The organism is Microbacterium sp. NPDC087868, from assembly GCF_044900755.1.
Taxonomy (GTDB): Bacteria; Actinomycetota; Actinomycetes; order Actinomycetales; family Microbacteriaceae; genus Microbacterium; species Microbacterium galbinum.
This window is the reverse complement of the sequence record NZ_JBJDNO010000003.1, coordinates 585279-604289: the sequence shown is the minus strand read 5'-3', so window position 1 is coordinate 604289 and position 19011 is coordinate 585279. Positions and strand designations below refer to the sequence as shown.

At 69.7% G+C, this 19011-nt stretch carries 18 protein-coding genes; 10 read left to right on the top strand and 8 right to left on the bottom strand.

Annotated elements, in window-relative coordinates:
* The first annotated feature begins 33 nt into the window (after window positions 1-33).
* Window positions 34-4635, top strand: coding sequence for an HtaA domain-containing protein (locus ACI2JZ_RS13030; protein ID WP_404597917.1), 4602 nt, complete (start codon window positions 34-36; stop codon window positions 4633-4635).
* Window positions 4636-5038: 403 nt separating this feature from the next.
* Window positions 5039-5440, top strand: a complete 402-nt coding sequence (locus tag ACI2JZ_RS13025; protein WP_404597915.1) for a potassium transporter Trk — start codon at window positions 5039-5041, stop codon at window positions 5438-5440.
* A gap of 3 nt (window positions 5441-5443) precedes the next feature.
* Here ACI2JZ_RS13025 and ACI2JZ_RS13020 read toward each other — a convergent pair whose 3' ends face one another.
* The gene (locus tag ACI2JZ_RS13020) at window positions 5444-6049 is read right to left on the bottom strand and encodes a zinc-binding alcohol dehydrogenase (protein WP_247623617.1); all 606 of its coding nucleotides are present in this window, start codon (window positions 6047-6049) and stop codon (window positions 5444-5446) included.
* Window positions 6050-6207: 158 nt separating this feature from the next.
* On the opposite strand from ACI2JZ_RS13020, the gene ACI2JZ_RS13015 reads away from it, so the two are divergent.
* From ACI2JZ_RS13015 to ACI2JZ_RS13000, 4 genes are all read left to right on the top strand, one after another.
* Window positions 6208-6417 carry a hypothetical protein gene (locus ACI2JZ_RS13015; protein ID WP_247623616.1) on the top strand — a complete coding sequence of 70 codons (210 nt, stop codon included), beginning with the start codon at window positions 6208-6210 and terminating at the stop codon, window positions 6415-6417.
* Between the two features lie 79 nt (window positions 6418-6496).
* A complete protein-coding gene (gene purM / locus ACI2JZ_RS13010) occupies window positions 6497-7612 on the top strand; it encodes a phosphoribosylformylglycinamidine cyclo-ligase (RefSeq protein WP_247623615.1) in 1116 nt (371 codons plus the stop codon).
* 6 nt (window positions 7613-7618) lie between these two features.
* The gene (gene purF, locus ACI2JZ_RS13005; RefSeq protein WP_336641093.1) at window positions 7619-9091 is read left to right on the top strand and encodes an amidophosphoribosyltransferase; all 1473 of its coding nucleotides are present in this window, start codon (window positions 7619-7621) and stop codon (window positions 9089-9091) included.
* Window positions 9088-10401 (top strand): CynX/NimT family MFS transporter, encoded by a 1314-nt coding sequence (locus tag ACI2JZ_RS13000; RefSeq protein WP_247623613.1) that lies wholly within the window; start codon window positions 9088-9090, stop codon window positions 10399-10401. Before purF ends, ACI2JZ_RS13000 begins: the two co-directional genes overlap by 4 nt.
* 9 nt (window positions 10402-10410) lie before the next feature.
* Here ACI2JZ_RS13000 and ACI2JZ_RS12995 read toward each other — a convergent pair whose 3' ends face one another.
* Complete coding sequence (locus ACI2JZ_RS12995) at window positions 10411-11226, bottom strand: MOSC domain-containing protein (protein WP_404597914.1); 816 nt, start codon at window positions 11224-11226, stop codon at window positions 10411-10413.
* A gap of 83 nt (window positions 11227-11309) precedes the next feature.
* Complete coding sequence (locus ACI2JZ_RS12990) at window positions 11310-11495, bottom strand: DUF3073 domain-containing protein (RefSeq protein ID WP_017204296.1); 186 nt, start codon at window positions 11493-11495, stop codon at window positions 11310-11312.
* 147 nt (window positions 11496-11642) lie between these two features.
* Between ACI2JZ_RS12990 and ACI2JZ_RS12985 the strand changes: the two genes are divergently transcribed.
* Window positions 11643-12194, top strand: coding sequence for a universal stress protein (locus tag ACI2JZ_RS12985; RefSeq protein WP_336641090.1), 552 nt, complete (start codon window positions 11643-11645; stop codon window positions 12192-12194).
* 15 nt (window positions 12195-12209) lie between these two features.
* Here the strand turns inward: ACI2JZ_RS12985 and ACI2JZ_RS12980 are convergent, their stop codons facing one another.
* The 4 genes from ACI2JZ_RS12980 to ACI2JZ_RS12965 form a co-directional block, all read right to left on the bottom strand.
* The gene (locus ACI2JZ_RS12980) at window positions 12210-12863 is read right to left on the bottom strand and encodes a CatA-like O-acetyltransferase (protein ID WP_404597912.1); all 654 of its coding nucleotides are present in this window, start codon (window positions 12861-12863) and stop codon (window positions 12210-12212) included.
* Between the two features lie 101 nt (window positions 12864-12964).
* Window positions 12965-13540 carry a hypothetical protein gene (locus tag ACI2JZ_RS12975; protein WP_404597911.1) on the bottom strand — a complete coding sequence of 192 codons (576 nt, stop codon included), beginning with the start codon at window positions 13538-13540 and terminating at the stop codon, window positions 12965-12967.
* A 120-nt stretch (window positions 13541-13660) separates the two neighbouring features.
* Window positions 13661-14284: a PadR family transcriptional regulator gene (locus tag ACI2JZ_RS12970; RefSeq protein ID WP_247623608.1), complete on the bottom strand. Its 624-nt coding sequence runs from the start codon at window positions 14282-14284 to the stop codon at window positions 13661-13663.
* Entirely contained in the window at window positions 14281-15126 is an 846-nt protein-coding gene (locus ACI2JZ_RS12965) for a DUF4097 family beta strand repeat-containing protein (protein ID WP_247623607.1), read from the bottom strand. Before ACI2JZ_RS12965 ends, ACI2JZ_RS12970 begins: the two co-directional genes overlap by 4 nt.
* Window positions 15127-15291: 165 nt before the next feature.
* Between ACI2JZ_RS12965 and ACI2JZ_RS12960 the strand changes: the two genes are divergently transcribed.
* From ACI2JZ_RS12960 to ACI2JZ_RS12950, 3 genes are all read left to right on the top strand, one after another.
* A complete protein-coding gene (locus ACI2JZ_RS12960) occupies window positions 15292-16071 on the top strand; it encodes a MerR family transcriptional regulator (RefSeq protein ID WP_404597910.1) in 780 nt (259 codons plus the stop codon).
* Window positions 16072-16223: 152 nt separating this feature from the next.
* Window positions 16224-16577 carry a hypothetical protein gene (locus ACI2JZ_RS12955; RefSeq protein ID WP_404597908.1) on the top strand — a complete coding sequence of 118 codons (354 nt, stop codon included), beginning with the start codon at window positions 16224-16226 and terminating at the stop codon, window positions 16575-16577.
* A 4-nt stretch (window positions 16578-16581) separates the two neighbouring features.
* Window positions 16582-17391: a nitroreductase family protein gene (locus ACI2JZ_RS12950; protein ID WP_404597906.1), complete on the top strand. Its 810-nt coding sequence runs from the start codon at window positions 16582-16584 to the stop codon at window positions 17389-17391.
* A gap of 25 nt (window positions 17392-17416) precedes the next feature.
* On the opposite strand, the gene ACI2JZ_RS12945 is transcribed toward ACI2JZ_RS12950, so the two are convergent.
* Window positions 17417-18946, bottom strand: a complete 1530-nt coding sequence (locus ACI2JZ_RS12945; protein ID WP_404597904.1) for an FAD-dependent oxidoreductase — start codon at window positions 18944-18946, stop codon at window positions 17417-17419.
* Between the last annotated feature and the right edge of the window lie 65 nt (window positions 18947-19011).

Genomic DNA, 19011 nt, shown 5'->3' with positions numbered 1-19011 from the left:
GTGCCCGCGCACCCCGGGGCCCGGAGAGAAACCGTGAACTCCACAGCACCCAGCACCACAGCGACAGGCCGCGTCCGCGCGGCGATAGCTGCCCTGATATCGCTCTTCCTCGTCGTGACCGGCCTCACGGTCGCTCAGCCCGCGCTCGCGGCCGATACCGTCGTCACCACCAGCGTCACCGTGGCCGATACGTCCGGTGTGACGGTGCGGGCCACGGCATCCGCTCTTCCCGAGGGAACGGCCGGCGCCTATGCCGCCGTCATCGAGAAGGGCAGCGAGAGCGGCGTGACCGCGGGTGGCGGATTCGCGGCCATGCAGTTCGTGCGCACCGTCACCGACGGCGGCTTCACGGTCGACCTCGCGGGGGCGGCATCCGCCTTCGACCGCACCAAGGTGTACGAGGTCATCGTCTGGCAGCAGCACACGATCCCGGACGCCATCAACATCTATGCCCGCGCCGATGTCGCCATCAGCGCGGAGCAGTGGGATGCCGTCTTCCCGCCCGCGACCGAGCCGGAGACCCCCGCTGAGCCGGAGACCCCCGCTGAGCCGGAGACTCCCGCTGAGCCGGAGACGCCCGCCGAGCCGGAGACCCCCGCCGAGCCGGAGACGCCCGCTGAGCCGGAGACCCCCGCTGAGCCCGAGACGCCGACCGAGCCCGAGGTTCCGGCTTCCGCCGCGATCTCCGTCTTCCTCGCCGACGGCACCACGCCCGCGGCCGGCACCGCGCTCAAGGCCGGCGACAAGGTCGTCGTGAAGGGCACGGGCTACGACCCGACCGCCAACGTCGGCGGCCGTGGCGCTCCGATCCCCGCGAACCTGCCCCAGGGCACCTACGTCGTGTTCGGCAACTTCGCCGAGAACTGGAAGCCGTCCGCCGGTGCCGCAGCCGCGGCCCGCTCGGGTTCGGTGCAGGCGTGGGCGCTCGCCGAGAGCGTGCTCGACCAGGTTCCCTCGCAGTACCAGGCCGCCGTGCGCGGCCAGTGGGTGCCCCTCGCGGCCGACGGTTCGTTCACGGCGACCCTGACGCTCAAGGACACCACGGCGACCCCCGGCTCGTACGGCGTCTACACCTACGGTGCCGGTGGCGTGAGCAACGCCGACCAGGAACGCAGCGTCGCCCTCAACTACGCGCCGGCCCCGAAGGTCGCCGTCTCCGACCTCGCCGTCAGCGATGCGGGCATCACGGCGAATGTCACCGGCACGCTGTTCGGCGCCGCGACCGGCGTCTACGCCGCGATCATCGAGACCGGCACCGAGGCGAACGTCACCGCCGGCGGCGGATTCGCGGCGATGCAGTTCGTGCGCAACGTCTCGGGCGGAGTCTTCTCGGTCGCGCTCGCGGCTCCGGCCTCCGCTCTCGACCGCACGAAGACCTACGAGGTCATCGTCTGGACGCAGCACACGATGCCGAACGCGCAGACCATGCTCGCGCGCACGCCCGTCACGATCTCGACGGCGCAGTGGGACATCGTCAAGCCGGTTCCGGCTGCCCCGTCGATCTCGGTCTTCCTGGCCGACGGCGTGACCCCGGCTGAGGGTACCGCTCTCAAGACCGGTGACAAGGTCGTCGTGAAGGGCTCGGGATACAGCCCGACCGCGAACGTCGGCGGACGAGGCGTGCCGATCCCCGCGAACCTGCCCCAGGGCACGTACGTCGTGTTCGGCAACTTCGCCGAGAACTGGAAGCCGTCGGCATCCGCTCCGTCTGCGAACCGCTCGATCGGCTCTCAGCTCTGGGCGCTCTCCGAGACCGTGCTGAACCAGGTTCCGGACGCATTCCAGCCGACCATCCGCAGCCAGTGGGTCGACATCGCGGCGGACGGCACGTTCACCGCGACGCTCACGCTGAAGGACTCCGCGGCCAAGCCCGGTGCGTACGGTGTCTACACCTATGCCGCCGGCGGCGTCGTGAACGCCGAGCAGGAGCGTAGCGTCGCCCTGAACTACGCCGAGGCACCCGTCGCGACCGCGACCGTGAAGACGGCGACCGAGGACGGTCTGACCGTCACGGCCGGAGGCTCCAAGCTCGGGTCGATCACGGGTGCGTATGTGGCGCTGATCGAGGCGGGTACCGAGGCGGATGTGACCGCCGGTGGTGGGTTCGTGGCGATGCAGTTCGTGCGCAACGTGTCCGGTGGTGCGTTCAGTGTCGATCTGGTGGCGGCGAAGGCGGGTCTTGACCGGTCGAAGTCGTATGAGGTGATCGTCTGGCAGCAGCACACCCTCCCGACCGCGTCGACGATCTACGCGCGTCAGGCCGTGACGGTGTCGGATGCGCAGTGGAACACGGTGTTCCCGCCGAGCAGCCCGACGGTGTCGGGTTCGGTGACGGTGGCGTCGACCGAGGGTCTGACGGTCGCTGCGTCTGGGTCGAACCTGGGGTCGATCACGGGTGCGTATGTGGCGCTGATCGAGGCGGGCACCGAGGCGGATGTGACCGCCGGTGGTGGGTTCGCGGCGATGCAGTTCGTGCGCAACGTGTCCGGTGGTGCGTTCAGCGTTGATCTGGTGGCGGCGAAGGCGGGTCTTGACCGGTCGAAGTCGTACGAGGTCATCGTCTGGCAGCAGCACACCCTCCCGACCGCGTCGACGATCTACGCGCGTCAGGCCGTGAACGTGACGGATGCGCAGTGGGATGCGGTGTTCGGTCCCCTGGACGGCCCGAAGGTGACGACCGCGGTGACGTCCGCGACCGCCCAGAACGGCCTGACCGTCACGGCGACCGGTTCGAAGCACGGCTCGATCACGGGTGCGTACGTCGCGCTCATCGAGAAGGGCACCGAGGCGGACGTCACCGCCGAGGGCGGCTTCATCGCGATGCAGTTCGTGCGCAGCGTCTCGGGCGGCGGCTACTCGGTCGACCTCACGGCGGCGGCGAGCGCGCTCGACCGCACCAAGACGTACGAGGTCATCAGCTGGCAGCAGCACACGATGCCGACCGCATCGACGATCTACGCCCGCAGCACGGTGACGGTCACCGAGGCGCAGTGGGACAAGATCTTCGGCCCGAAGCCGCCGCAGCCCCCGAAGCCCCCGAAGCCCCCGGTCACCCCGACCGCTCCGGTCGCGACCGTCCCCGGTGGATCGCTGCGCTGGGACGTGTCGAGCTCGTTCCTGAGCTACATCACGGGCAACATCGCCAAGGGCGCGATCGAGGTCACCGGTGGTGCCACGCGCGCCGACGGACTGTTCCAGTTCGGACAGGCGACCGGCAGCACCTACGACCCCGCGACCGGCCTCGGCGCGGTCTCGTACGTGGGCGCGGTCCGGTTCACCGGTCACGGCGGCATCCTCGATGTCACGGTCGCCAACCCGCAGATCCGCTTCACCTCGGCGAATGCGGCGACGCTCTACGTGACCAACGGCGGAAGCCAGGTGCCGTTCGCGACGCTCGACCTGTCGCGTGCGGGCAAGACCACGGCGAACGGCGCGGTCACCTACACCTCGGCCCCGGCATCCATCACCTCCGCCGGCGTCAACCAGGTGTTCCAGGGGTACTCGACGACTCTGAGCCCGGTCACGTTCACGATCGGTTCCGCAGCCGCGGCTCCGAGCGGATCGACCGGCACCGTCGCCGCGGCCGCGGCGGTCGTCAAGAAGGCGGCCCTCCCGGCCACGCCTCCGGCGACCACCGGTATCGAGATCGACGACGAGAACCTCACCGCCCTGCAGTCGGGCAAGACGGCGACGATCACGGCATCCGGTTTCGAGCCGAACGAGAAGGGCATCCAGGTCGTCGTGTATTCGACGCCCGTCCTGCTCGGCACGGTGGATGCCGACACCAACGGTGTCGCCACGTGGACCGGCACGCTGCCCGCCACGCTCGAGAACGGTGAGCACACGCTCACCCTCCAGGGCTCGGTGACCCGCGGACTCGTCTTCACGCTGGCTCGTGAGACCGTCGTGATCGGCGCCTGCACCGTCGAGGGCGCGAGCCTGAACTGGGGATACAAGGAGTCGTTCCGCACCTACATCGAGGGCATCGCGAAGGGCGGCTGGACGCTCACCGACGTGGTTTACCAGTACCCCGACTTCGTGTGGTCGAACGGCTCCGGCTCGTACGACGACGAGAGCGGCGCGGGCCTCGTGACCTACGGCGGCAGCATCAACTTCACGGGCCACGACGGCGCGCTGAACACGACGCTGGCGAACTTCCGCCTCGAGCTCGCGGGCGACACCGGCTACATCGTGGTCGACGTCACCGGCACCACGCAGTCCGGCGAGGCCATCGACCTGAAGGACGTGCGGTTCGCCGAGTTCTCGCTGGCCGACGTCACCGCGGTCGACGGAGTGATCACGCTCGACGGCATCCCGTCGACGCTCACCGAGGCCGGTGCCGCCGCCTTCGGCACCTATGCCGCGGGCGAGGAGCTCGACCCGGTCAGCGCCGTCATCCCCGTCGGTGCGGACTGCGGAGTCGCGGCCCCGGCCGACGACGAGGAGACCGAGTCGGAGGCGACCACCGCGGTCACCGCCGTCACCGAGGTCGCCGACGAGCAGAGCGGCGTGCCGGTCTGGGTCTGGATCGTCGGCGGACTCGTCGTCGTGGCCCTCGTCGGCACGGGCGGTGTGCTCATCGGACGCCGCAGCCGCTCGACGGCCGAGTCGTCCGTCACGACCACCGAGGTCTGACACCCGATCGAACCGCCCTTCCGCATCGCGCGGGAGGGCGGTTCGTCGTGGGTGGGTCGGGCGGAGGTCTCCGTGTTCCGGGGAGCGACGCAGTGATGGGCGGAGTTCTCGGTGATGGGCGGAGGTTTTTGGGCGAAGCATCCGCCCGACGCGGAGTTCTCCTCCCGTGACGGAGGAGATCTCGTCTTCCCGACGGAGGAGAACTCGCCTTCCGCAGGATCAGAACGGCGGATGCTTCCTGCGGAGCGCGAGTTCTCCTCCGTTGCATGCGGCCCTTCGTCGCGCTCCGCTCGCTCAGGAGCCGGGTCTCAGGGGCCGCAGACACCCGGCTCCTGAGCGAGGAGCGGAGCGACGAGATGAAGGACGTGCCGCGGCCCGCAGGGAACGGTGGGAGAATGGGGGCATGTCCTCCTCCGAGACCCCGCAGACCGTCGAAGCGACCGTGCGCCACGTGCCGCGGTACGGCGTGTTCATGGGTATCGGTGTGGTGCTGGGTGTGATCGCCGCCGGCATCCTCACCTTCACCGGCAGCTTCGAGGAGTCGCAGGCCCTCGACGTCGTCTACCCGCCCGGCCAGGTCTTCGGATTCCTGCTGCTGTGGACGGTGCCGATCGGGATCGCCCTCGGCGGTGTCGTCGCGTTGATCCTGGAGCGCACCGGCCGCCGGCACGACCGGGTCGTGCGCGTCGACCGCGAGACGATCATCGAGATCCACGACGAGGCGCCCGAAGCACAGACGGCACCCGAGGCGCAGGCGGCACCCGAGGCCGCGGCATCCGACGCACCGGCCCCCGAGCGCGACTGACCCTCAGGCCAGCTCGGCGATGACCGGCCGGATGGCCGAGTCGAACGCCACGATGTCTCGGCGCAGGCCGTCGGTCACCGCGACGGTCAGATCACCGATCCACCAGATCCCACGCTGCGAGAACGGCAGCACCTGCACGTTCAGCTCGAACGAATGGGCCCGCCGGCCGATGTCGCGCTCGAACTCGGCGATCGCGCTGGCGTACGCCCGGTAGGCGTCGCCGCCGGTGTGGCTCTTCATCGACTTCACGTAGCGGTCGTGCGCGGCGCGCGCGTAGCGCAGAGCGGATGCCGCGTGCGCGGCGATCCCCGCCCCGAGTTCTTCCGCGCCGGATGCGGGCAGCGCCACGAGCGTGTCGAAACCGTCGATCAGTTCGAGGGGAACACCGGAGGGGTGTGCGCGCGGCTCGACCGTCATGTCCCAGTAGTCGCGCCACTGCTTCTCGATGGCCGACGTGGCGTCGGCGGCATCCGGCGCGCGCACCGGCAGGTCGCGCAGAGTCGGCAGATCGTCGGGAACGCGGATGCCGAGGGCCTGGCGCAGCGCGAGCGCGACGAGCACCGGAACGCTCGCGTCTTCGCGGATGAGCCACTGCGGCTTGTCGGCCATGGCCCCATCGTAGGGCTGTGGCCGCGCTCGGGGTGAGAATCCGGGAAGCAGTGCTAACCGCTGCCGCGCGCCGCGTCAACCCGCGCGCCCTTTCGACCGTCGAGGCGTAGACCGGGGGAAGTGGGCCATCCGCTGCCCGCGGACGAGAGGAAGAGATGATGCGCAATCAGGAGAACGAACGCACGGGCGAGGGCCCGGCAGCCGACGGCGCCGACGGAGAGTCCGGAGCGATGAGCGGGATGGAGACGGGGACCGCGCCCTGGGGCGTGACCGGCGAAGGCGACGCGCGGCACGGTGACGCCGCGGATGCCGGAGGAGAACGCGACACGGCCGACGATGTCGACGGGGCTGACGACGCTCAGCGCTGACGGTGACGCCGATGCGATCGCCTCCCTCCGCAGGAGCCGATCGCATCTCGGCACGCCCGGCGGGCGGTAGGCTGGACGCGTGGCTGCCTCCCCCACCAATCCCTATTCCGAAGCCGGCGTCGATACCGCTGCCGGCGACCTCGCCGTCGAGCTGATGAAGTCGTCCGTGCGGGCGACGCACGGCCCCGAAGTGCTCGGAGGCGTCGGCGGATTCGCCGGTCTCTTCGACGCGAGCGCGCTGCGCGACTTCCGCCGCCCGCTGCTCGCGACCAGCACCGACGGCGTCGGCACGAAGGTCGCGATCGCCCAGGCGATCGACAAGCACGACACGATCGGCCAGGACCTGGTCGGCATGGTCGTCGACGACATCGTCGTGGTGGGAGCCAAGCCGCTCTTCATGACCGACTACATCGCCTGCGGCAAGGTCTTCCCCCAGCGCATCGCCGACATCGTGCGCGGCATCGCCGAGGCGTGCGCCGCGACGGGCACCGCGCTGGTGGGTGGCGAGACGGCCGAGCACCCGGGTCTGCTGGGTCCGCGCGACTACGACGTCGCGGGTGCCGCGACCGGAGTCGTCGAGGCCGATGCGATCCTCGGCGCCGACCGCGTGACCGACGGCGACGCGGTGCTCGCGATCGCCTCGAGCGGTCTGCACTCCAACGGCTACTCGCTCGTGCGTCACATCATCACGGGCGCCGGCATCTCGTACGGCGACAACTCGGCCGACCTCGGCGGCACGTGGGGCGAGGCCCTGCTCGAGCCGACCCGCCTCTACACGCTTCCCCTGCTGCGTCTCATCGACGCCATCCCGGGCGCGGTGCACGCGCTCAGCCACGTCACCGGCGGCGGCATCGCGGCGAACCTCGCCCGCGTGCTCCCGCAGGGGAGCTGGGCCGAGGTCGACCGCAGCACGTGGTCGCCGAGCCCGGTCTTCCGCGTGCTCAGCGACATCGCCGGTTCGTCGCTCGAGTCGGCGGAGGGCACCTGGAACCTGGGTATCGGGTTCCTCGCGGTGGTCTCCGACAGCGCGAAGGATGCCGCGATCGCGGCGCTCCAGGCCGAGGGCATGCCCGCGTGGCAGGTCGGCACGGTGCGTTTCGACGGGCGTCCGGCAGGAGAGTTCGAACAGGGCGCCAAGGGCGTCGACGGTGGAGCGGTGCGCCTCGTGGGCGCCTACGCGGACGGAGCGAAGTAAAACCCCATGTGCGGCATCGTCGGAATGGTGGGGACGGCCCCGGTCAACCAGGACATCTACGACGCTCTCCTCCTGCTGCAGCATCGCGGCCAGGATGCGACGGGCATCGCCACGGCAGAGGCGAACGGCGTCATGCACAACGCCAAGGCGCAGGGGATGGTGCGCGAGGCGTTCCGCACCCGCGACATGCGTGCGCTGCTCGGCAACGTCGGTCTCGGTCACGTGCGCTACGCGACCAAGGGCACGGCATCGAACGAAGAGGAGATGCAGCCGTTCTACGTGAACGCGCCGTACGGCATCATCCTCATCCACAACGGCAACCTCACCAACACGCGTGAGCTCACCGCCGAGATGGCGAAGCGCGATCGCCGCCACCTCAACTCGTCGAGCGACACCGAGCTGCTGCTCAACGTGCTCGCAGGCGAGCTGCAGAACACCACCTCGACGGTCGACCTCGACCCCGAGCGGGTCTTCGAGGCCGTCGAGCGCACGCACGAGCGCATCGAGGGCGCGTACGCCGTCATCGCCGTGATCGCCGGCTACGGTCTGCTCGCCTTCCGCGACCCCTTCGGCATCCGCCCGCTGATCCTGGGGCGTCGCCCGTCGACCGTGCCCGGCAACGAGGGCAAGGACGAGTGGGTCGTCGCGAGCGAGTCGCTGGTGCTCGAGAACGGCGACTACGAGGTCGTGCGCGAGGTCGAGCCCGGTGAGGCCGTCTTCATCACGACCGAGGGCGAGCTGCACACCAAGCAGTGCGCCGCCGAGACGCAGCTCTCGCCGTGCGCGTTCGAGTACGTCTACCTCGCGCGTCCCGACTCGGTCATGAACGGCATCTCGGTCTACGAGTCGCGTCTGCGCATGGGCGACCGTCTCGCCGACACCATCGCGAAGCACGTGCCGATGAACAAGATCGACGTCGTCATGCCCATCCCCGACTCGTCGCGCCCCGCCGCGATGGAGGTCGCCCGCAAGCTCGGCATCGAGTACCGCGAGGGCTTCTACAAGAACCGCTACGTCGGCCGCACCTTCATCATGCCGGGGCAGGCGGTGCGCAAGAAGAGCGTGCGCCAGAAGCTCAACGCGATGTCGACCGAGTTCCAGGGCAAGAACGTGCTGCTCATCGACGACTCGATCGTGCGCGGCACGACGTCGAAGGAGATCATCCAGATGGCGCGGGATGCCGGCGCGGTCTCGGTGACCTTCGCCTCGGCGGCGCCGCCCGTGCGGCACCCGCACGTCTACGGCATCAACATGCCGTCGCGTCACGAGCTCATCGCGCACGGTCGCACGATCCCCGAGATCGCCGAGGTACTGGGCTGCGACCACCTCGTCTACCAGGAGGTCGACGACCTGAAGGCCGCGATCACCGAGGGCTCGGTCGTCGACGACCTCGACATGAGCTGCTTCGACGGCCGGTACGTCACCGGAACCGTGAGCGACGAGTACCTGGCCTGGGTGGAGAGCTCGCAGACCTCATGATCGCGGAGGGCCGCCCGCTCTGGCAGGGGCGGGCTCTCGCGCTGATCGGGATCGTGCTCGTGGCGTTCTCGCTGCGTTCGGCGGTCGCCTCGCTGTCACCGGTGATCGACCACATCTCCCGTGACTTCCCGGTGTCGCCGGTGATCGTCGGCCTCATCGGCGCCGCGCCGCCGGTGTGCTTCGCCGTGTTCGGGCTGGTCACCCCGCTCGTCGAACGACGCTTCGGGCTCGAGCGTGTCGCGGTCGGCGCCCTCGCCCTGATGTCTCTCGGACTCCTGCTGCGCGGCTTCGCGGGCGACTCGACGAGCCTGCTCGCCGCGACCGTGGTCGTGTTCGCCGGTGTCGGCGCGGGCAACGTGCTGCTGCCGCCGCTGGTGAAGAAGTACTTCCCCGACCGTCTCGGCGTCATGATGACGCTGTACTCCACCATGATGGCGGTCTCGACCTTCGTGCCGCCGCTCGTCGCCGTGCCGGTCGCCGACTCGCTCGGCTGGCGGGTGTCGCTCGGGCTCTGGGGCGGGTTCGCGGTGCTCGCGCTGCTGCCGTGGATCGCGCTGCTGATCGGTGAACGCGGGCGCGCGTCGACGACATCCGCTCGTGCCGCCGACGTCGTGCTCGACCCGACCGACGGGGTCGACGACCTGACGGATGCCGCGGCCGTCGCCACCGGACCCATCGCCACGGTGCCGGCCAGCCCGCGCGTGTTCGGCCGGCTGTGGCGGATGCCGTTGCCGTGGGCACTGGCGCTGGTGTTCGGCACGTCGTCGACCATGGCCTACGTCGCCTTCGCCTGGCTGCCGACCATGCTCGTCGACATCGCCGGCGTCACCCCCGCGACGGCCGGATTCCTGCTCTCGCTCTTCGCACTCGCCGGTCTCCCGTGCGGGCTGCTGGTGCCGATCCTCATCGTGCGCTTCCAGGCGACGCGGCCGCTTTTCCTGTTCGCGGTCGCCTGCGGCGTCGTGGGTCTCGGCGGTCTGCTGCTCGTGCCGACGGTCGCCCCGGCGCTGTGGGCGATCATCTACGGGCTCACGGCGATCCTGTTCCCGCTCAGCCTCGTGCTGCTGAGCATCCGTGCGCGCACGCCCGAGAGCGCCGTCGCGCTGAGCGGCTTCGTGCAGAGCATCGGCTACGGCATCGCCGCGGTCTTCCCGCTGCTGATCGGCCTGCTGCACGAGACCACCGGAAGCTGGCAGGTGCCGTTGATGGTCGTCATCGGCGTGCTCGTCGTGTCGATCCCCGCGGGTCTCGTCGCCGGGCGCCGCCGCACGATCGAAGACGAGTGGGAGGCGCGGCACGGCCGCTGGTGAGCTCGACGCTCAGGGCACGTGCACCTCGTCGCCGACGCGGATGACTCCCGTCGGCGCGTTCTCATCGCTCTGAGGGGTGACCGGGAGGAACAGGCGTCCGAGCGTCGGCTCGTCCTGTCCGAGCGCACCGGTGAGGGTCGTGAGCACCTTGACGTCGCGTTCGCCGGTGTCGGGGTTCGCGTGGGTCGCGAGGCAGCGCACGATCGGTCCCTCCGTGGTCAGCGTGACGTCGCCGATCCGCACCTCGCCGTCCCAGTCCAGCTCGGCCCACGCATCGACCCCGTCGATGACGATGTTCGAGCGGAAGCGTCGATCGTCGATCCCCGTTCCCACGGCCTCGCCCAATGCCTCCGCGCTGCCGCGGCTGTGCAGAGAAACGTAGCCTCGGGCTCGGTCCTGGAAGCGCGAGGTCTCGCCGTCACCGACCAGCACGAGGGGGAGTCGCCCGGGACGCTCGAGGCGACGACCCTCCCGCGTCGCGCGCACGAACGCGGTGACGGCATCCGTCAGCTCTGCGCGTCCGTCGTCGTCGAGACCCGCCTCCGCGAGCACCGCGCCGTCGTGCTCGATCCGCACTCGTGCACGGGCGTCGTCGTAGTGCGTGCGCAGGGCGGCCAGCGCCGGGAAGTCCTGCAGGGCGAGACCCTTCGCCTTCGGCCAGTGCTCGAGGCCGTCGCGCTCTTCCGGTGTCGCGGCATCCGCGAAACGGAACGCGAGCACGCGGTCTCCCGCGGCCCGTCCGTCGGCCTGCACGGTCAGGGAGTCGACCGACTCCGGAGTGAAGCCCTTGATCGGGTGACGGTAGAGAGCGACGACATGGGGCATGCGTCGATCCTCGCAGATCGTGTCGCCCGGGTACGACGAAAACCCCGTAGGTCATACGGGGGAGAAGTCGAACAGAGGGGCGGTCAGGCCTTCTCTAGTTCGTCCTCGTCTTCGTCGGCGTAGTCATCTGCCCACTTGTCGACGTAGGCATCTTCGTCGGTCGGGTGAGCCAACTCGCGCTCGAGCGCGGAGTAGTTCACCGACGGACTGTACGCCTTGAGTTCGCGGGCGATCTTTGTGTGTTTCGCCTTCTGACGGCCACGGCCCATGCGCGAGACCCCCTCACGAGTTAAGCGGCGGGTGGTCAGGTCCCGCGGCATTCACGACACCGGTTCGAAGCCGGTAAGAGTAGCATTCAGAATAGCACGCGGGTCAGACCCCCTGGCCTCAGCCGGGCTGGTGAACGGAGCGATCTCATGGCCGACCACACCTCGACGCCTTCCGACGAAGCGGCGCAGAACCAGGCTCTGCAGAAGGCCGTGATCGTCGGAGTGCAGCCGCACCAGGATGGCCGCGTGGTCGACGAGGCCGTGCGCTACGCCCGACTGCTCGGTGTGCCCCTCGTGGTCGCCCACGTCGACGTGACGCGTTTCGTCACGTACGAGGACCCCGACGGCTACGTGCACTCGGCTCCCATCGACATCAACTTCGACGCCGGTGCGGCCGAATTCGAGGCCGTGCAGGCGGCGGTCGCCCCGGCCCTCGACGCCTCGGGCATCACCTGGACCGCCCGTCAGCTCGTCGGCGACCCGGCGCTCGCGATCAAGCAGCTGGCGCACAAGCTCGACGCTCAGTTGATCGTGATCGGCACCCGCAAGCGGGGCATCGGCGAGAGCATCCGAGAATTCTTCACCGGATCGGTCGCCGCTCGCCTGGCGCATCGCCAGCACCGGTCGATCCTCGTCGTGCCGCTCGGCGACCTCGTGCCCGACTCCCAGAAGGAGATCTGGCCGGAGGCGGCGGAGTAGGTCTCCGGGGTCGTCTCAGCAGGCCCAGCTCGGGTCGTCGAACAGTCGCTGGAGATCATCGACGAGGCGGCCGGTGTGGAAGCCGTCCGCCGCCGCGTGGTGGATCTGGATCGCGAGGGGCTGGATCACCCGGCCGTCGCGCTCGACGTGGCGGCCGAGAGTGAAGATCGGCGGCAGATGTGTCCAGGCATCCTTGATCTGCAGTGAGAACGCGGTGAACGTCGTCCACGGCAGGCTCGAGACGTCGAAGGTGTTGGGCGGCGTATCGGACTGCGGGAACATCTCCGTCGCCGAGCGGTGCGTGCTCAGGAGGTCGATGGCGTGCTCGTGGAAGGTCGCGAAGTCGGGATCGTACGGCGTCCACACGCTCGCGAACGTCTCGCGTTCGGGGTTGAAGACGGTGAACGAGGGATGCGCCACATCCCACACGCCGGGTGCGCCGTCGCCCGTCAATCCCATCCGGAACGGCTCGTGGCGGTTGACGACCTCGGCAAGGGCCCAGATCTGGGTCGGATACGTCTTGCGCCCGGCGTCGCGGATCGCCGCCGCGAGCCGCGTCGCATCGAGCTCGACCGTGACGGCATACGTGCACGGGACGTCGGTCGAGTAGTGCCGGAAGTGCTCGGCGCGCGGCCACGAATCGACATCGATCGGTCGGAGGGTGCTCACGCCGTCATCCTCTCATCGGTCCCCGCGGTGAGCGAGGGGCCTGACTGGTCCGATTCCATCGTGAGACTCAGCGCTGCAGTCGAAGGCTTCGGCCGGTACTCCTAGCCTCCCGGGCAGTCGCACGGGCTGCCGCTGTAGCACTGGCACACGGGCGCCGGGTAATCAGCGTCAGTGACTTCGCGGCGCACGTCGAGATCGTCGAGGGAGTAGACGCGGTCGAAGTGCTCGAGCTGAGGGATGTCAGGGCACCTCGCGGGCGTGGTGACGATGCGATCCCGAGTCTGCGGGAAGGTCAACGTGACACAGACCGCGGCGGATTGCTGGTCATACGTCCACCCGCCTCCCGTCTGCGCCCCACCCGATGCGAGCAGAGTGAGAGCCGGGCCGTCCTCGCCATCGCTGATGTTCAGAAGGAGCGTTCCTCCGCGGTTGTCCTCCAGTGGCACACCGTGACGGGCGTCCGCGATGAATCCGAGCGCGACGATCGCTTGTTCAGGATCAGTGACGATGTCCGCACGGTAGGGCCAGAGGTCGTCCTGAATCTGCTCGACGGACGAGGCGGTCGAGCGCTGAAGGATGTCTGTGATGCTGGGAACGCATGCGGTGAGGGCGATGACCGAGAGTGCCACCGCAGCGGCGACGGCGATGCTGCGGCGCAGCGGACGAGCGATGCTCATGGGGTGACAGTAGCGCAGAAGGTCCCGATATCGGCGGGCGGTACCGGGACCTTCTCGTGGCGGGTGATGCGGGGCGGAGTGCTTCGACAGGCTCAGCGACCCCGTTCCGTCGGCGGCGGCCTAGCGGGTCGTCGAGATGCCGACCGTCACCGCGCGGGCGGCGGCGTCGAGGGCGTTCTCGAGATCGGTCACCACGTTCGCGGGGAGCGCGCCGCCCTGCGCCACGTGCGTGCGCAGATCGGTGCGGATGCGTGCACGGAACGCGTTGATCACGGCATCCGCCCGGTGCATCTCCTCGCGGCTCGTCACCCGGGTGTCATCGGATGCCGAGCGCGGGCGGCTCTTCGCCGACTGGCGTTCGTCGTGCGCAGCGGAGGCGAGGTCGGCCCGGAGGGTCTTCATCGCGTCCTGCACGCTCTGACGCACCTCGTTCGCGATGAGGCGCACCGAGTCGGCGAGCCCGGATTCGATCCCGGCCAGGTCGTTCTCGCGGGAGGCGAGTTCGGCGCGGCCCTCGTCGGTGATCGCGTAGATCGTGGTGCGCCCGTCGACCGTCTTGGTGACGAGCCCCTCTTCCTCGAGCTTCGCGAGGCGCGGGTAGATGGTGCCGGCGCTCGGGGTGTAGGTGCCGCCGGTGCGATCGGTGAGCGCCTGGATGATGCCGTAGCCGTGCTGGGGCGACTCGGCGAGCAGCGACAGCAGGTACAGGCGCAGGTCGCCGTGCGAGAAGACGGCGGGGGTCATGCCTCTTCCTCCCATTCCGCGTCGTTCGTGATCGACTCGGGGGTGCGGCGCAGAACCGTGACGCCGCCCGAGACGGAGTTCACCCGCAGATCGACGAAGCGCCCGGCGAGCTCGCCCTTGGTGCCGGTGTAGTTGCTCGGCCCCGAGGAGCTGCGCTCGATGCCGTCGATGAGCAGGCGGCCGCTGAGCGAACGGATGACGTAGTTCGCGGCGAGCGACTCGTCGAGGCGCACCGTGGTGCCGCCCGAGACCGAGTTCACCGAGATGGTGTTCACGTCGCCGGCGGCGTCGACGGTCGTCGAGCCCGAGACGATGTCGACGGTCGCCTTGCGCACGACGCCGGTGACGGCCACGTCGCCCGACACGCTGTTCGCGTTGATCGAGCCGGTGAGACCGCGCACCTGCACGTCGCCCGAGACGGTGTTGACGGTGAGGTCGCCGATCAGGGTGTCGACGATGAGGTCGCCCGAGACGGTGCTGAGGCGAGCATCGTTGCGGATGCCGGAGACGAGGGCGCCGGCGCTGACGACGCCGAGGTTCAGCGCGATCGAGCGGGGCACGGCCACGCTCACCTCGGCGCGAGGCCCGCCGCTGCCGAAGTTGCGGAACACCTCGAGGAAGTTGTCCCAGCCGAGCTGCGGGTGGTCGATCTCGACCTCGCCGTCGTGGGATTCGATGCGGAGGTCCTTGGTGGTGACGCCGTGGACCTCGATGCGGATGCCGGGTTCGTCGTGCGCGATCACGTCGACCTGTCCGCCGACGAGGCCGACCTTGAGGCGCGTCACGGATTCGATGTCGATGACGCGTTCTTCGCCGGGGGCGATGAGCCACTTCTCGGTCATGTCTGCTTCTCCTGGGTCGAGGATCGAGATATATCGTGTGCGAGAAACATAACACGATATATCTCGACATTGTCAAGAGGTCGGGAAACTCTCGGGTTCGCGCCGCTTGACATTGACGCAACGTCAACTTCTACGGTGGAGACATCCACACGGAAGGAGAAGCGCATGAGCAGTCGGGACTGGTCGATCCAGGAGATCGCCCGCCTCGCCGGCACGACCAGCAGAACCCTGCGTCACTACGACGACATCGGACTGCTGGCACCGACGCGCATCGCGGCGAACGGCTACCGCCACTACGACGAGACCGCCCTCGTGCGCCTCCAGCGCATCCTGCTGCTGCGCGAGCTCGGACTCGGGCTGCCGCAGATCGCGGAGGTGCTCGCTCGCGAGCGCGCCGAGGCATCCGCTCTCGAAACCCACCTCGCGCTGCTGCGCGAGGAGCAGACCCGGCTGGCGCGACAGATCGCGTCGGTCGAATCCACCATCGACGCTCTGAGAGGAGGTGAAGAACTCATGGCAGAGAACATGTTCGACGGCTTCGACCACACGCAGTACAGGGACGAGGTCGAGCAGCGCTGGGGCACGAAGGCCTACGCCGACGGCGACCGCTGGTGGCGGAGCATGACGGATGCCGAGCGCACCGATTGGAAGCAGAGGGTCGCCGACCTCGGTCGCGACTGGATCGCCGCCGCCGAGAGCGGCATCGACCCGGCATCCGATGAGGCGCAGGCCCTCGCCCGCCGCCACGTCGAGTGGCTGACGCAAGTGCCGGGGACTCCGGCATCCGCCCCCGACGGTGACGCGAAGGCGTACGTGCTCGGACTCGGCGAGATGTACGTCGCCGACCCGCGCTTCGGCGCGAACTACGCCACCTCATCGGGTGGCGCCCACGGCGCGGAGTTCGTCTGCGACGCGCTCCGCGTGTACGCGGAGGCGAATCTGTAGGCCATGCCGCGCACCGAACCACCCCTGTGCGGACGACCCACCCCTCCGGGTGCCGTACCCACAGGGGTGTTTCGCGCGCAAGGGGTGGTTCGGCGGAGGGGGCGCGGGCGTAAGGTCGGGGCATGACGTGGAGGCGAAGGCGGCGGCGGAGCATGGCCGCACCGCTGTTCGTCGTCGCAGCATCCGCTTACGGGGCCAATGCCGCGCTCGGCACCGCCGTGGCCGCGAAGGTCATCGACACGCGGAACTTCCGCTGGGTGCACCACGCCCTCTACATCGCGACGTGCGTCACCACCGGCGGAGCCATCGCCGCCGGTCTGTGGGCGCGCCCGCGCCGTGCGAGCCGTCGCGCCGCCCTCGCCCTGCTCCCCGCTGCCGCGCCGCTCGCGGCGATCCCCTACCTCGGCACGCACAGCGCGCGGCATCCGCTCGTCGCGCTGGCCGCCGCCCCCTTCATCGTCGCGGGCGTCGTGTGCTCGCGCGTGCCGTCCGCCGACCGGAAGTGACCCCATGGAACTGCTCGACGCCATCCGCCGCCGCAAGACCACCAACGGCGGATTCCTGCCCGATCCGGTGAGCGAGGAGCACCAGCGCATCCTGCTCGAGGCCGCCGGGCGTGCGCCCTCGCAGCTGAACAGCCAGCCGTGGCGGTTCGTCGTGATCGAGAACCCCGACACGATCGCGCAGATCTCGCGCATCTCGGGCGAGAGCATGACCGAGGCGATGTCGAACGGCACGTTCTTCGAGCGCTACAAGCCGTACTTCCGTTTCAGCCAGACCGAGATGGACGAGAAGCGCAGCGGGATGCTGTTCGACAAGCTGCCCGCGGCGCTGCGCCCCTTCACGAGCCAGGTGTTCACCAAGCGCGGGCAGAAACTCATGAACACGTTCGGCGTGCCCAAGACGCTGGGCGAGGAGAACCGCAAGCTCGTCGCCGGGTCGCCGCTGCTGCTGGGCGTGATGCTCGACCGCAGCGAGTACCGACCCGGGCAGCTCTCGTCGTTCTACTCGGTGTTCAGCATGGGCGCCGCGATGGAGAACATCTGGCTCACGACGGTCGAGCTGGGGATGGGTATCCAGTTCATCTCGTTCCCGATGGAGGTTCCGGGGCGGTGGGACGAGATCGTGCGGCTGCTGCGCGTACCCGACGAGCTCGAGCTCATGGCCGTGTACCGGCTCGGCTACCTGCCGCCCGAGCAACGCCGCCCGGCGATCGACTGGTCGAGCAGTCAGCGAAAGCTCGCCTCGCAGTACGTCTTCCGCGAGGACTGCGAGACACCGCAACAGGGGTGGGATGCCGCGCCCCCGCACGTGGACTGACCCCTCAGCGGATGCAGGGGGCGCGTCAGCGCCGGCCGGTGCGGGGGAGTTCGCGGAGGTCCTTCAGTGCCGGGCCCTCGATGCGCGTGCCGTCGGCGGCGAAGCGCGAGGCGTGCAGCGGGCAGTCCCACGTGCACTCGGCGTCGTTCCAGGCGAGCACGCCGCCCAGGTGCGTGCAGACGGCGTCGACCGCGCGCGTGACGCCGTCGACGGTCGAGACGCCGACCGGGAGACCGGCGCGGTTCGCGATGACCCCCTCGCCCTCGGCGGGGCGCGGTACCGGCACGGGATGGGTCTCGGCATCCGTCCATCCCTTCACCGCCTCCTTGCCGACCTCGAGGCCCTCCTGCGCACCCTGGGCGAGATCGGCGGGAACCGTCATGCGCGTGGCGATCGTCGTCATCCAGTGCGGCCGCTCGCGCCACGGCGTGCCGAGGATCTCGGACGACAGGCGGATCGCCGCCGCCGGGCCGTTCGACAGACCCCACTTCGCGTAGCCGGTCGCGAAGCGGATGCGGCCGAGGCCGCGCGGCATCGCGCCGACGAAGGGGATCCGGTTGTGCGATTGGTAGTCCTGCGCCGACCAGCGGTGCGTCTCTTCGGCGCCGGGGAAGTGCTCCTGCGTCCACCGCACGAGGTCTTCGACCGCCGCCTCTTCGCTGTCGGATCGTCCGACCGGATGCCCGTTCCCGCCCACCACGAGCTGGGCGATCCCGCCCGGGCCGTCGGCATCCGCCACCGGACGGATCGATCGGCTGGGCGAGTCCACCGAGAGGAACGTCTCGGCGGGCACCTCGCCCGGCACGCGGAACGAGACGCAGTACGACCGCATGCCGCTCGTCTTCGTGAAATACAGCCCGCGGTCGAGGATGGCGCTGCCGGTCGCCAGCACGACGTCCTTGGCGAAGATGGGTCCGGCGGCGGTCTTCACGTGCGTCTCGGGGATCACCCGCACCCCGGTGGCGCGGATGCCGGTGTGCAGCGTGCCGCCGGCGGCGAGGAAGACGCGGGCCAGAGCATCCGCGACCTCGACGGGATCGATCGTCACCTGATCGTCGAGGGCCACCGCCCCGGCGACGGCGAACGGAAGTGCGCCGAGGTCGCCGGCCGCGAGCATCCGCGTCGGCAGGCCGGCTTCCTGCGCGGCGGCGTGCTGCGCCTCGAGGGTCTCGAGTCCGCTGCGGCCCTGGGCGTACGAGTGGTCGGTGCGACGGAGGTACGAGACGTCGGCGCCGTCGGCGAAGGCGGTGAGCCAGTCCATCCCCGCCCGGTTCGACTCGACGTACGCGCGCACGAGCGCGGCCGGATGGTGCTCCCGGATCTCGGCCAGCCGCTTGCCCTGCAGGAGGGAGAGCTTGCCGGTGTTGCCGCCGGTCGCGAGCTCGGCGACATCGCCCGATTCGATGACGGCGACGTCGAGGCCGGCGCGGCTGAGCATCACGGCGGTCGAGAGACCCGTGATCCCGGCGCCGACGATCACCACGTCGTGACGCGCGCCCGGCTCGAAGGGAGTGCCGAGGGGAGTGGGGGCGTCGGACTTCCACAGGGGCTTCATGCGGGCCAGTCAACGCGGCCCGCACCGCACCGCCCACGCCCTTGACAAGTGCTCGGCACGCCCTC

Coding starts and splice junctions, on each gene's coding strand:
- ACI2JZ_RS13025 (WP_404597915.1), top strand. CDS start 5,039: ATGTCCTCCTCCGAGACCCCGCAGACCGTCGAAGCGACCGTGCGCCAC.
- ACI2JZ_RS13020 (WP_247623617.1), bottom strand. CDS start 6,049: ATGGCCGACAAGCCGCAGTGGCTCATCCGCGAAGACGCGAGCGTTCCG.
- ACI2JZ_RS13015 (WP_247623616.1), top strand. CDS start 6,208: ATGCGCAATCAGGAGAACGAACGCACGGGCGAGGGCCCGGCAGCCGAC.
- purF (WP_336641093.1), top strand. CDS start 7,619: ATGTGCGGCATCGTCGGAATGGTGGGGACGGCCCCGGTCAACCAGGAC.
- ACI2JZ_RS13000 (WP_247623613.1), top strand. CDS start 9,088: ATGATCGCGGAGGGCCGCCCGCTCTGGCAGGGGCGGGCTCTCGCGCTG.
- ACI2JZ_RS12995 (WP_404597914.1), bottom strand. CDS start 11,226: ATGCCCCATGTCGTCGCTCTCTACCGTCACCCGATCAAGGGCTTCACT.
- ACI2JZ_RS12990 (WP_017204296.1), bottom strand. CDS start 11,495: ATGGGCCGTGGCCGTCAGAAGGCGAAACACACAAAGATCGCCCGCGAA.
- ACI2JZ_RS12985 (WP_336641090.1), top strand. CDS start 11,643: ATGGCCGACCACACCTCGACGCCTTCCGACGAAGCGGCGCAGAACCAG.
- ACI2JZ_RS12975 (WP_404597911.1), bottom strand. CDS start 13,540: ATGAGCATCGCTCGTCCGCTGCGCCGCAGCATCGCCGTCGCCGCTGCG.
- ACI2JZ_RS12970 (WP_247623608.1), bottom strand. CDS start 14,284: ATGACCCCCGCCGTCTTCTCGCACGGCGACCTGCGCCTGTACCTGCTG.
- ACI2JZ_RS12965 (WP_247623607.1), bottom strand. CDS start 15,126: ATGACCGAGAAGTGGCTCATCGCCCCCGGCGAAGAACGCGTCATCGAC.
- ACI2JZ_RS12960 (WP_404597910.1), top strand. CDS start 15,292: ATGAGCAGTCGGGACTGGTCGATCCAGGAGATCGCCCGCCTCGCCGGC.
- ACI2JZ_RS12955 (WP_404597908.1), top strand. CDS start 16,224: ATGGCCGCACCGCTGTTCGTCGTCGCAGCATCCGCTTACGGGGCCAAT.
- ACI2JZ_RS12950 (WP_404597906.1), top strand. CDS start 16,582: ATGGAACTGCTCGACGCCATCCGCCGCCGCAAGACCACCAACGGCGGA.
- ACI2JZ_RS12945 (WP_404597904.1), bottom strand. CDS start 18,946: ATGAAGCCCCTGTGGAAGTCCGACGCCCCCACTCCCCTCGGCACTCCC.